At 59.5% G+C, this 12,242-nt stretch carries 11 protein-coding genes; 10 read left to right on the top strand and 1 reads right to left on the bottom strand.

Annotation, left to right across the window (positions count from 1 at the left end; translation table 11 throughout):
• The first annotated feature begins 57 nt into the window (after positions 1–57).
• From waaF to AB4P92_RS12765, 10 genes are all read left to right on the top strand, one after another.
• A complete protein-coding gene (waaF, locus tag AB4P92_RS12810) occupies positions 58–1,092 on the top strand; it encodes a lipopolysaccharide heptosyltransferase II (protein ID WP_042557324.1) in 1,035 nt (344 codons plus the stop codon).
• Between the two features lies 1 nt (position 1,093).
• Positions 1,094–2,155, top strand: coding sequence for a lipopolysaccharide heptosyltransferase I (gene waaC / locus AB4P92_RS12805; RefSeq protein WP_395599479.1), 1,062 nt, complete (start codon positions 1,094–1,096; stop codon positions 2,153–2,155).
• On the top strand, positions 2,155–3,276 hold the full coding sequence (locus AB4P92_RS12800; RefSeq protein ID WP_395599478.1) for a glycosyltransferase family 4 protein: 1,122 nt from the start codon (positions 2,155–2,157) through the stop codon (positions 3,274–3,276). The genes waaC and AB4P92_RS12800 overlap by 1 nt, the downstream gene beginning before the upstream one ends.
• On the top strand, positions 3,277–4,083 hold the full coding sequence (gene rfaP / locus AB4P92_RS12795; protein WP_395599477.1) for a lipopolysaccharide core heptose(I) kinase RfaP: 807 nt from the start codon (positions 3,277–3,279) through the stop codon (positions 4,081–4,083).
• Complete coding sequence (locus AB4P92_RS12790) at positions 4,083–4,817, top strand: lipopolysaccharide kinase InaA family protein (protein WP_395599476.1); 735 nt, start codon at positions 4,083–4,085, stop codon at positions 4,815–4,817. The genes rfaP and AB4P92_RS12790 overlap by 1 nt, the downstream gene beginning before the upstream one ends.
• On the top strand, positions 4,814–5,566 hold the full coding sequence (locus AB4P92_RS12785; protein WP_395599475.1) for a lipopolysaccharide kinase InaA family protein: 753 nt from the start codon (positions 4,814–4,816) through the stop codon (positions 5,564–5,566). The genes AB4P92_RS12790 and AB4P92_RS12785 overlap by 4 nt, the downstream gene beginning before the upstream one ends.
• Entirely contained in the window at positions 5,566–7,017 is a 1,452-nt protein-coding gene (locus AB4P92_RS12780; protein WP_395599474.1) for a lipopolysaccharide kinase InaA family protein, read from the top strand. The genes AB4P92_RS12785 and AB4P92_RS12780 overlap by 1 nt, the downstream gene beginning before the upstream one ends.
• 346 nt (positions 7,018–7,363) lie before the next feature.
• The gene (locus AB4P92_RS12775; protein WP_395599473.1) at positions 7,364–9,118 is read left to right on the top strand and encodes a carbamoyltransferase; all 1,755 of its coding nucleotides are present in this window, start codon (positions 7,364–7,366) and stop codon (positions 9,116–9,118) included.
• Complete coding sequence (locus tag AB4P92_RS12770; RefSeq protein ID WP_395599472.1) at positions 9,111–10,019, top strand: glycosyltransferase family 2 protein; 909 nt, start codon at positions 9,111–9,113, stop codon at positions 10,017–10,019. The genes AB4P92_RS12775 and AB4P92_RS12770 overlap by 8 nt, the downstream gene beginning before the upstream one ends.
• Positions 10,020–10,156: 137 nt before the next feature.
• Positions 10,157–11,533: a hypothetical protein gene (locus tag AB4P92_RS12765; RefSeq protein ID WP_395599471.1), complete on the top strand. Its 1,377-nt coding sequence runs from the start codon at positions 10,157–10,159 to the stop codon at positions 11,531–11,533.
• A gap of 3 nt (positions 11,534–11,536) precedes the next feature.
• Here the strand turns inward: AB4P92_RS12765 and AB4P92_RS12760 are convergent, their stop codons facing one another.
• Entirely contained in the window at positions 11,537–12,190 is a 654-nt protein-coding gene (locus AB4P92_RS12760) for a lipopolysaccharide kinase InaA family protein (protein ID WP_042557334.1), read from the bottom strand.
• Positions 12,191–12,242: the final 52 nt, after the last annotated feature.

Genomic DNA, 12,242 nt, shown 5'->3' with positions numbered 1-12,242 from the left:
TGTAGAATTCTCGAGGCGGGGAGGCATTGGCCTCCCCGGTTCGTTTTTGGAAACCACATGAATATTCTGATCGTTGGGCCCAGTTGGGTCGGTGACATGGTGATGGCGCAGACACTGTTTCAGTGTCTCAAGCAACGCCACCCGCAATGCGAAATCGACGTGCTGGCCCCCGAGTGGAGCCGTCCGATCCTTGAGCGCATGCCCGAAGTACGCAAGGCCTTGAGCTTTCCGCTCGGCCACGGCGCACTTGAATTGGCGACCCGTCGACGGATCGGCAAGTCCCTGCGCGGCCAGTACGACCAGGCGATCCTGCTGCCAAACTCGCTGAAATCGGCGCTGGTGCCATTCTTTGCCGGCATCCCGAAACGCACCGGCTGGCGCGGCGAGTTCCGTTATGGCCTGCTCAACGACGTGCGCACGCTTGATAAAGAACGCTATCCGCTGATGATCGAGCGTTTCATGGCCCTGGCCTATGAACCGAACGCCGAACTGCCGAAACCGTATCCACGCCCAAGCTTGCAAATCGACCCGGTCACCCGCGAAGCGGCGCTGGCCAAGTTTGGCTTGAGCCTCGACCGCCCGGTGTTGGCCCTGTGCCCAGGCGCCGAGTTCGGCGAATCCAAGCGCTGGCCATCCGAGCATTACGCCAAAGTTGCCGAAGCGCGGATTCGTGAAGGCTGGCAGGTGTGGCTGTTCGGTTCGAAAAACGATCACTCGGTCGGCGAAGACATCCGCGCGCGGCTGATTCCCGGCTTGCGTGAAGAGGCGGTGAATCTCAGCGGTGGCACCTCGTTGGCCGAAGCCATCGACCTACTGTCCTGCGCCGACTCGGTAGTCTCCAATGACTCCGGCCTGATGCACGTCGCCGCCGCGCTGAACCGCCCGTTGGTGGCGGTTTATGGTTCGACCTCCCCAGGCTTTACCCCGCCGCTGGCCGAGCACGTCGAAATCGTCCGTTTGGGCCTCGATTGCAGCCCGTGCTTCGACCGAACCTGCCGTTTCGGCCATTACAACTGCCTGCGCCAGCTGATGCCGGACGCGGTCAACGATGCCTTGCAGAAATTGCACGGCTCTGTGGTCGAGGTTCATTAAGTTGCGGGTATTGCTGATCAAGACTTCATCGCTGGGCGACGTGATTCATGCGTTGCCGGCGCTGACCGACGCGGCCCGGGCCATCCCCGGAATCAAGTTCGACTGGATGGTGGAAGAAGGCTTCGCCGAGATTCCAACCTGGCACCCGGCTGTTGACAAAGTGATTCCGGTGGCGATCCGTCGCTGGCGCAAAAGTCTTTGGAAAACCATCACCAGCGGCGAGTGGAAACGCTTCAAGCAGAGCGTGCGCGCGAACAAATACGATTTGGTGATCGACGCGCAGGGCTTGCTGAAAAGCGCCTGGCTGACCCGTTACGTCAAAGCGCCGGTGGCCGGTCTCGACAAAGGCTCGGCCCGTGAGCCTATGGCTGCGCGATTCTATGATCGCAAGCTGGCCGTGGCCCGCGGTCAACATGCCGTTGAACGCGTGCGTCAGTTGTTTGCCATCGCTCTCGGTTATGACCTGCCCAAAGGCCTGGGCGATTATGGTCTCAACGTCGAGCGTCTGGTCGAGTTGCCGCGCAAGAACGCCTTCGTGGTATTTCTCCACGGTACGACGTGGGACACCAAGCACTGGCCGGAAGCTTACTGGCGGGAGCTGACCGAGCGTGTCGGTTATCTCGGCGTTGGCGTGAAACTGCCATGGGGCAACCCGCTGGAAAAGGCTCGCGCCGAGCGCATCGCCGCCGGTTTCAAACACGCCGAAGTCCTGCCGAAGCTTAATCTGGCCGGGGTCGGCAAAGTCCTTGCCGGCGCACAAGCCTGTGTGGCGGTGGACACAGGTCTCGGCCACTTGGCGGCGGCGCTGGACGTGCCGACCATCTCGCTTTTCGGCCCGACCAACCCGGGCCTGACCGGCGCCTACGGCAAGTTGCAGATTCACATGGCCAGCGACTTTCCATGCGCGCCGTGCCTGCAGAAAAAATGCACTTATCAACCGACCGAGCAGGATGCCCGTCAGTTTGACCTGAAGCGTGAACAGCCTCTGTGCTTCACGCGTCTGAACCCCGAGCGTGTCGCCAGCCGACTGAGCACGTTGTTAATGGCTGAGGAGCTGCGCTGATGCAATTGGCATTCGTCCTGTACAAATATTTCCCGTTCGGTGGCTTGCAGCGCGATTTCATGCGCATCGCCCTCGAATGCCAGAAGCGCGGTCACCAGATCCGCGTCTACACGCTGATCTGGGAAGGCGACGTGCCGCCCGGTTTCGAAGTGCTGGTGGCGCCGGTCAAGGCGTTCTTCAATCACCGTCGCAACGAAAAACTCAGTGCGTGGATGGAAGCGGATCTGGCCAAGCGTCCGGTGGATCGCCTGATCGGGTTCAACAAAATGCCCGGTCTGGATGTGTATTACGCCGCCGACGGTTGCTTCGAAGACAAGGCGCAGAACCTGCGCAATTCGCTGTACCGTCGCTGGGGCCGCTATCGCCACTTCGCCGAGTACGAGCGCGCGGTGTTCGCCAAAGAGGCGAAAACCGAAGTGCTGATGATTTCCGAAGTGCAGCAGCCGCTCTTCATCAAGCACTACGACACGCCACTCGAGCGCTTCCATTTGCTGCCGCCGGGCATTGCACAGGATCGTCGCCGTCCGGCGGATGCCGATGAGATTCGCGCCGGTTTCCGTACCGAATTCAAGCTCAAGGACGACGACCTGCTACTGGTGCAGATCGGTTCCGGATTTAAGACCAAAGGCGTCGATCGCAGTCTTAAAGCCCTGGCCGCATTGCCCGCCGAACTGAAGAAACGCACCCGGCTGTTTGTAATCGGCCAGGATGACCCCAAATTGTTCCAGATGCAGAGCGCCACTTTGGGCCTGGGCGACAACGTGACGTTCTTCAAGGGCCGCAGCGATATCCCGCGGTTCTTGCTCGGCGCCGATCTGTTGGTCCACCCGGCGTACAACGAAAATACCGGTACAGTGCTGCTCGAAGCGCTGGTTGCAGGCCTGCCTGTGCTGGTCAGCGCGGTGTGCGGTTATGCCCACTACATTGCCGAGGCGGATGCCGGGCGAGTGCTGGACGAACCGTTCGATCAGGCGCAACTGACGCGATACCTGACCGATATGTTGAGCGACGACGCTGCACGCGCGGCCTGGAGCCGCAATGGTCTGGCGTTCGCCGAAACGGCCGACCTTTACAGCATGCCGCAACACGCGGCGGATGTGATTCTGGCGGAGCACGCTTAAATGAAGTTGATGCTGGCTGAACCGTTCAAGAGCCTCTGGGCCGGACGCGACCCGTTCGCCGAAGTCGAGGGCTTGCAGGGCGAGGTGTACCGCGAGCTCGAAGCGCGCCGGACGCTGCGCACCGAAGTCGACGGCCATGGATTCTTTGTGAAGATCCATCGTGGTATCGGCTGGGGTGAGATCTTCAAGAACCTGCTGACCGCCAAGCTGCCGGTACTCGGCGCGGGTCAGGAGTGGAAAGCCATCCAGCGCTTGCAGGAAGTCGGCGTGCCAACCATGACTGCCGTGGCGTATGGCGAAAAGGGCAGCAACCCGGCCGACCAGCATTCGTTCATCGTCACCGAAGAACTGGCGCCGACCATCAGCCTCGAAGACTTCAGCATCGACTGGCTCAAGCAGCCACCGCAGCCGAAACTCAAACACGCGCTGATTGCCGAAGTGGCGCGCATGACCGGCATGATGCACCGCGCGGGCGTCAATCACCGCGACTGCTACATCTGCCACTTCCTGCTGCACACTGACAAACCGGTGACGGCGGATGATTTCAAACTCTCGGTGATCGACCTGCACCGCGCCCAGACCCGCGTCAGAATCACGCAACGCTGGCGCAACAAGGATCTGGCGGCGCTGTACTTTTCCGCCCTGGACATCGGCCTGACGCGTCGCGACAAGCTGCGATTCCTCAAGGGCTATTTCCAGCAGCCGCTACGGCAGATTCTGGCGCAAGAAGCGCCGCTGCTTAACTGGCTGGAAGGTAAAGCCAGCAAGCTCTACGCACGTAAACAGCGTTACGGGGATGCGCTCTGATGGCGGGCTGGACTCTTGAACCGCCGTACAGCGATCTTGCCGAAGACTTCGGCAGCCTCGACGCGGTGTTCGCCCTTCAGGGCGAGCGGCTGACCCGCGACCCGTTGTCCGAGGTCATTCGCGTGCAGCGCAACGGCGTCAATTATTACGTCAAACGCTACGTCGGCGCCGGCAAAGGCCTGCGCCGTTACCTCGGCAAGCCGCGAGTGAAGATGGAATGGCAGAACCTCAAGCGCTTCGCCAAATGGGGAATTCCTACCGCTGAAGTGGTGGCGTGGGGGCTGGAGCGACGTGGTGCAGCATACGACCGTGGCGCAATGATCACCCTTGAATTGCCCAATACCGAGGACCTCGCCGCACTCGCCGATCGCAAGGACCCCAAGCTCAAGGATCGCGCCTGGGTCGACGGTATCAGCCAGCAGTTGGCCGGTTATACGCGCACGATGCATGATCACCGTTTTACCCATAACGATTTGAAATGGCGCAACCTGTTGATCGACGATCAGGCGCGCATATTTCTCATTGATTGCCCCAATGGCGAGTTCTGGCGCGGCTTCTGGCTCAAGTATCGGATCACCAAGGATCTGGCCTGTCTCGACAAATTCGCCAAATATCACCTGTCCAATACCCAACGCCTGCGCTTTTATATGCAATACCGCCAGTGCGATCGGCTCAATACTGCCGACAAGAAACGGATTCGGCACGTGGTGAGATTTTTCGAGGGACGCGAATGACTGACTTTCTCGCCAATGAAGACCGTGCGTTGCTTGAGCGCCACGGCCTGGGCACTTTTGACGCCCTGTGGGCCAAACAGCTTGAAGCGGTGGACGAGCCCAATACTGCCCGTGGCGGTTGGAGCAGCGTATTCCGTCTCGAACTCGAAGGTCAGGGTTTCTACCTCAAGCGCCAGAGCAATTACCTGACCCGCACCTTGCATGCGCCGTTCGGCGAACCAAGCTTTGCCCGCGAATTTCGTAATATCAGCCGCTACCGCAAGCTCGGTATTCCGGCGTTGCAAGCGGCGTTTTTCGGTGAGCGTAAAGTCGCTGGCGAAGTCCGCGCGATTCTGCTGACGCGGGCGCTGGATGGCTGGAGCGACCTGGAGTCGCTGCTTGCGCGCTGGTCGCAGCTCAGCGCTGGGCAACAGTCGGCCATCCTCAAGGCCTGCGGGTTGCTGGCGCGGCAGTTGCACGGCGTGCGTCAGGTGCATGGCTGTTTTTATCCCAAACACATTTTTCTTCAGGCCCGCGGCGACGGGTATCAGGCGCAATTGATCGACCTGGAGAAAACCCGGCCGTTGTTGTTCGGCATGCGTGACCGGATCAAGGATCTGGAGCCGCTGCAGCGCCGCGCACCGCAGTGGAACGAGGCGCAACTGCGCGAGTTGCTGTCGGCCTATCTCGATCAGCCTGTGGACAGTTCGCTGCTCGACAGCTGGCTCGCCCGGCTGACTGCGCGCCGCAGTCACAAGGAGACTCGCTGATGCAATTGTCCGAGCTGGCCACTGTCGGGCGTACCCCGCAATTGCCGCTGACAGTCACTTTGGCCGATGCGGCCGGTGCTGCGGATTTGCAGTTGCTGAGCCTGCTGCGCGTGTTGCCTGGGCAACGTTACGTCGGTGCCGGCGTTTGGCGCGGTCGCCCGGTATTGGCCAAATTGCTGGTCGGCAGTAAGGCCGCTCGACATTTTCAGCGTGAACTGGAAGGCGTGCGCCTGTTGGCCGCACAAGGGCTGACGACACCGCTGCTGCTGGCCGATGGCCTGAAAAGCGGTGAGGGTGGCTGGCTGCTGTTCGACTTCCTGGAAGGCGCGCAAAGCCTTGGCGATGCCTGGGCGCAAGTCGAGGCACTGCCGCCGCTGGCGGATGAACAAACCGCTGTGTTGGCCGAGGCGCTTGCCGCCATTGGCCAGTTGCACGGCAAAGGGCTTTGGCAGGAAGACCTGCACCTGGACAATCTGCTGCGCCACGGCGGTCAGTTGTACTTGATCGACGGTGCCGGCATTTGCGTGGAAACCGCCGGTCACCCGTTGTCGCGGGAAAAGGTCCTGGAAAATCTCGGCGTGTTTTTCGCCCAGTTGCCCAAGGCGTTGGAGCCGTTCACCGAAGAGCTGCTGGTGTATTACCTGCTGAGCAACAGCGAGCACGCTTTGCCGCTGGAAGCCTTGCAGAAGCAGATCGACAAGGTGCGCCGCTGGCGCCTGAAGGATTACCTGATCAAGGTCGGCCGCGAATGCACCCTGTTCAGCGTCCGCCGTGGTGCGTTTGGCCTGCAGGCGATTCGTCGCGAGGAAGAAGCGGCCATGGTTCCGGTGCTTGAACAGGCGGATACGCTGCTTGAGCGCGGCCATCTCTACAAGACCGGCGGCGCGGCAAGCGTCGGCAAGGTCGAAGTGGGGGCGCGCCAATTGGTGATCAAGCGCTACAACATCAAGGGTTTCGCGCATTGGCTCAAGCGGTTCTGGCGTCCGAGTCGTGCCTGGCATTCGTGGCGTGAAGGCAATCGCCTGGCGTTTCTCGGGATTGCCACGCCCAAGCCTCTGGCGGTGCTGGAAAAGCGCTTCCTGTGGTTGCGCAGCCGTGCCTATCTGGTGACCGAGTTCCTGCCGGGGCCGGACATCATCGAGCGCTTTGCGCCGTATGTTGAAAATGGCGAAGCACCGGAATCGGAGTTGCAGGCACTGGATCGGTTGTTTGCCCGATTGATTGCCGAGCGCATCAGTCATGGCGATTTCAAGGGCCACAACCTGTTCTGGCACAACGATCGCTGGGCGCTGATCGATCTTGACTCGATGTGTCAGCATGGCTCGCCGGGCAGCTTTGCCCCGGCCTATGCGCGGGACCGGGCGCGATTCATGCGTAACTGGCCCGAGAGCAGTGCGTTATATCAAGTGATCGATCAGCGATTGCCGAAAGATATTTCGAGTGGTGTCTGAGTCGGGTGAGAGATAAGGGCTTTGAAGTGTCTTGCAGTTTCTTCGCAAGCCATGAGCTGTGCCGACAACGGCCTCGGTGCTGATTTTCAGAGATTGCCATCGGTAGCCCGGGACGAAAATCAGTAGGACGCAGCACGATCGCATCGAAAATTTCGACGCGTGGGCGGTTATAGAGTCAGCGGACGAGGAATATGCAAACCATTCACCCCGGGGCAATTCGCACAGGGTAATTCCCGTCACGTTTACGCTATAATCCCGCTCTTTAGCTGTCTATCGCCTTATGCGAGGACACATCAATTTAAAAGGCGCATCGCGCCTGCACGCAGACTAAAGAGGCTAGACCCCTGTGGCATTGACGATTCTTGGCCTGTCCGGCGCCCTTAGCCACGATCCTTCAGCAGCCTTGTACATCGACGGCAAGCTGGTGGCGGCGGCTGAAGAAGAGCGCTTCGTACGCGATAAGCATGCAAAGAACCGCATGCCCTACGAGTCGGCGAAGTTCTGTCTTGAACAGGCCGGCATCAAGCCGTCCGATGTCGACGTAGTGGCAATCCCTTTCGCGCCGATCAGTCTGTTCGGCAAGGCCCGCTGGCACTATGCCAAGCGCTACTGGTACGCCCCGGACCGCGCGCTTGATGCGATCCTGATGGGCAATCGTCGCTACAAGCGCTACCGCAACAAGATCGTCTGGTGCCTCGAGCAACTGGGTTTTGATCCGAAAAAGATCAAGATCGAACCGGTTGAGCACCATTTGGCCCACGCTTCCAGCGCTTACCATTGCTCCGGTTTCAAAGAGAAAACCGCGATCCTCGGTATCGACGGCAAGGGTGAGTACGCCACGACCTTCTTCGGTTACGGCGAAAACGGCAAGATCCAAAAGATCAAGGAATTCTTCGACCCGGACTCCCTCGGCGGCCTCTACGGCGCAATCACCGAGTTCCTCGGTTTCGAGATGCTCGACGGTGAGTTCAAGGTCATGGGCATGGCGCCCTACGGTGACGCCAGCAAATACGATTTCTCGCGTCTGGCGTCGTTCGAAAATGGCGAACTGGTGATCAACACCGACTACGCCAACGTCATCGGCCTGCGTCGCTACAAAGAGAAGGGCAAAGGCTTCTATTTCTCGCCGAAGCTGATCGAATGGCTGGGCCCGAAACGCGAAGGCGACATCGCTGACGAACCTTACATCCACTACGCCGCGAGCATGCAAGCGCTGTTCGAAAAACTGGCGTTGCAGATGATCGACCACTACTTGGGCGACGTGCTCAAGGAAACCGGCAAACTGGCTTTCGCCGGCGGCTGTGCGTTGAACGTCAAGCTGAACCAGAAAATCATCGCCCGCGATGACATCAAGGAACTGTTCGTGCAACCGGCGTCCGGCGATGCCGGCACCGCGGTTGGCGCAGCAGCCTATGTGTCACACGCTCGCGGCGTTCCGGTCGAGAAGATGGAACACGTCTACCTCGGCCCGTCATACAGCAACGAAGACGTGATCGCCGCGTGTGCCCGGCACGAGAGCAAGCCTGTCTGGCGCAAGCTCGACAACATGCCGGAGCAGATCGCCAAAATCATGGTCGAGGGCAATCCGGTGGCCTGGTTCCAGGGTCGCATGGAGTTCGGTCCGCGCGCATTGGGCGGTCGTTCGATCATTGGCTGCCCAAGCGTGGCCGGCGTTGCTGACCGGATCAACCACCAGATCAAGTTCCGCGAGCGCTGGAGGCCTTTCTGCCCGTCGATGCTCGACACTGTCGCTCCACAGATGATCAAGATTGATCACCCGGCGCCGTTCATGACGTTCACCTTCGAAGTATCTGAAGAGTGGAAGACCCGTGTGCCGGAGGTTGTCCACGAAGATGGCACGTCTCGCGCCCAGGTGCTCAAGCGCGAATACAATCCGCGCTACTATGACATGATGAAAGCGCTGGAAAACCTGACTGGCAACGGCGTGTCGCTGAACACTTCGCTCAACCGTCGTGGCGAACCGATGATCTGCTCGCCGACTGACGCGCTGAACATGTTTTTCGGCTCCGATCTGGAGTACCTGATCATGGAAGATATTCTGGTCGTTAAAGAGGGTGTAAAAGGATACGCAATTGACTGAAACCCTGATCAGCGTCGTGATCCCCGTTTACAACTACGCGCGAACCCTGCCCCGCGCAGTGGAGTCGGTGTTGGCGCAGTTGGATGAAGCGACGGCGGATTTGCTGGTCATCGACGATGGCTCGACGGACGAGACGCCTGAGGTAGTGGAATCGCTGTTGCTCAAGCATGGCGGGCGTTTTCGCGCGCTGCGCAAATGCAATGGCGGGTTGTCTACGGTGCGCAATCGGGGGATTGAAGAAACGACCGGGAAATATCTGGTTTTTCTCGATTCCGACGACGAAATGGCACCTGGTGCACTGGCCGCGATTTCGCAGCACATTGCCAGCAACCCGCAAACTCTGATGATCATTGGCGCGCATTGGTCGGTATTTGCTGACGGCAGGCGCAGCTTGCAGAGCGCCAAGCCTTTGCCGTTGACGCCTCGTCAGCGTTTGCAGGGCTACCTGCTGGACAAGACTGTATCGATATCCAACGGCGCCTGCGCAATGCATCGCGATGTATTCGCTCCGGGCAATTACCCGGAACATTTGCGCAACGTTGAGGATCTGCCGGTGTTTGCCCAGGTATTGGCGCGCTATCCTTGCACCGTCCTCGACAAGCCTCTGGCACTGATCTACAAGCACGTCGACAGCATGCGTCACGATTTGCGCCAAAGTCTTGCTGCCGGTACGGAGCAGGTCGTCAGCGAGGTGTTTTCGAGTCGACGCATGCCAAAGGAGATGCACGACCTGCGTCAGGCCTTTTTGGCACAGCGTTGCTTGTCGCTGTTTCGCGATTGTTATTCACATGGCGAATACAGCCTGGCCAAGGGCTTCTATTTTCAGGCACTGCGTGCAGACTGGCGCACGTTTTCGCGCTGGTCCTACACTCGCAAGGCTTTGCGTTTGCTGTTTCGATAAATGGTCCGCCGTGACTGCGCGTACCTTGTTATGAGTGTTGGTGAGGTGGCTGGGTGAAAGGCAGGAGCGGGAAAGTGGGTACTCAGGTCTCCAGAATCATCGACGAATACCCGGTATGGCTGGCATTTTTTGGCAGTTTGCTGCTATCGCTGATAGCGGTCATGGGGACTGCGACAGTAGGGCGTGATGCCGCGCTTTACATCGATGTCGCACAACAAGTCACCGAGCATGGTCCCAATGTCGCCTGGGCCTCCTTCGACTGGCCGTGGTTTTCCCTTCTGCTTGCCGCTACCCATTCCATCCTGCGGTTGCCATTGGAACTGAGCGCCTACCTCTGGTGTGGTCTCTTCTTTGCCGGCACCAGCGCGTTGATGGTGGACTGCGTCCGTCAGCGTTCGCCCGACATCACTCGTTGGGCCTGTCTTGTCATGCTGGCAATGCCGGCGGTCAATGCCTTTCGGAATGACATCATCCGTGAGTGCGGCTTCTGGTTTTTTTGCACACTGGCGCTGTGGCTCGCGTTGCGCTGGCAGGCACGTGGAGGCTGGTTGCGTGCGGCATTCATTCATATGGTAATTGTCGCGGCAGCCTTGTTTCGGCTGGAGGCGCTGTTGTTGATGCCGGCGTTGGCGCTGTGGCAATTGCCCAGTCTGTGGTCGTCGAGCCGTCGCCTGTCGTTCTTTCAGTTTTCGTTGTTGCCGGTTCTTGGGTTGCTGGTCGTGTCGGTGACAGGCGTGCTCATGTCGGCGCGCGTGGTGCTGTATCTGGACATGATTGAGCCGCGCGGTGTGTTCGCCTCGTTCCAGATGCTCTGCGATCAGTTCGCCAATTCACTCATCAACAAGTATTCCCAGGATGAAGCGGGCCGGATCATTTTCTTCGGCATTCTTGCGACCATGACGATTACTTTCGTCAAGTTGATGGGGCCGTTTGCCGTCCCGTTCATATTGCGGCGCAACTGGGGCGTGCTGGGCATCTACTGGCGCGACTATCGTCCTTTCGCCTGGGTAGCGTTGCTCTACCTGGTGGTACTGGTACTGTTTTTCATCAAGCAACAGTTCATGAACACGCGCTACATGAGTTTTCTGAATCTGTTGTTTGTGCCTGTGCTGGCGATGGGGTTGGCAGCGTTTGCTCGCGAATTTCCGCGTATGGGCAAGGGGCTGGTGGTGCTGGCGCTGCTGGTGATGCTCTCGAACGTCATCTCCACCGGAGCCGGGAAAACCCACTATGTCGAGGCCGGCCGCTGGATGTCCTCCCATATCGAACCGGACGCGCCGACTTACTTTTCGGATGGGCGGATCAGCTATTACGCGGGCCGCGGCTACGTGTTGCCAGTCCTGACGCAGGAAGAGGCAATATCGCCAGCGCATGCTGGCGACTACCGCTACTTCGTGATCGAGGCGAAGGGGGACGAGCCATGGCTGAACGAGTGGCTGGCAGCACACAAGCTGCGCATCCTTGAGCATTTCGCCAATCGCAAAGGCGCGACCGTTGTGGTGATTGGTCGCTAGGGTTCAAGCAAGCAGTGGGCGCAGGCGCGAGATCAGCGGCGCTTGCCGGTTACTCGGCAGGGCCTGTCGGTAACCTTCAATAAAGGTGTCGCCGGCGTCCTGGCCCAGCAACCATTGCCGATCTTCCTTGTAGCGCAGCAGGTGAGCGAAATTGCGCAGGCGTTTGCTGTCGCTGAGCGAGCGCTTCTGGCAGCGCAGGTCGGCGATGTCGATCAGGCCCAGATGGCCGTCGGGGGTCAGCACCACGTTGCCGAAGTGCAGCGATCGAAAGTACACACCCTTCTCGTGCAATTGAGCAAAGTACCCGCCCAGTTGGAATCTCAGTGAGTCAGTCTCTTCGCTGGTGCCTTGTAACTGGCGCACGGTATTGCCCGCCAGCGGACTGTAATACACACAGTCACGCTCGATGCTCGGGATGCGGTACACCGCGATGACTTTGGGGCAGAGGATGCCGCGTTGTTCAAGGGCCCGGGTGTTGTCGGCAAAGCGTTGCGCGTAGGGGTAGAACAGCGCAGAGCTGAGCAGCCGCTTGCGACGGAACAGTTTGAGCATGCGTCCATCGGCCAATCTGAGCACCTTGTCGCCGGAGCCGTCGGCTTCCAGTACGTGTGCACCTTCGCGCAGTGCCTCGTAAGTGCTGTGATCAATCGATTGCATATCTGGCTCCCATCATTAGCGGCGTATCTTAACCGACTTGCTCCAAGGCTGG

Source organism: Pseudomonas sp. A0308 (genome assembly GCF_044218815.1).
Taxonomy (GTDB): Bacteria; Pseudomonadota; Gammaproteobacteria; order Pseudomonadales; family Pseudomonadaceae; genus Aquipseudomonas; species Aquipseudomonas iridis.
Note: the sequence above shows the minus strand (reverse complement) of the source record. Positions and strands in the feature narration are given on the sequence as shown.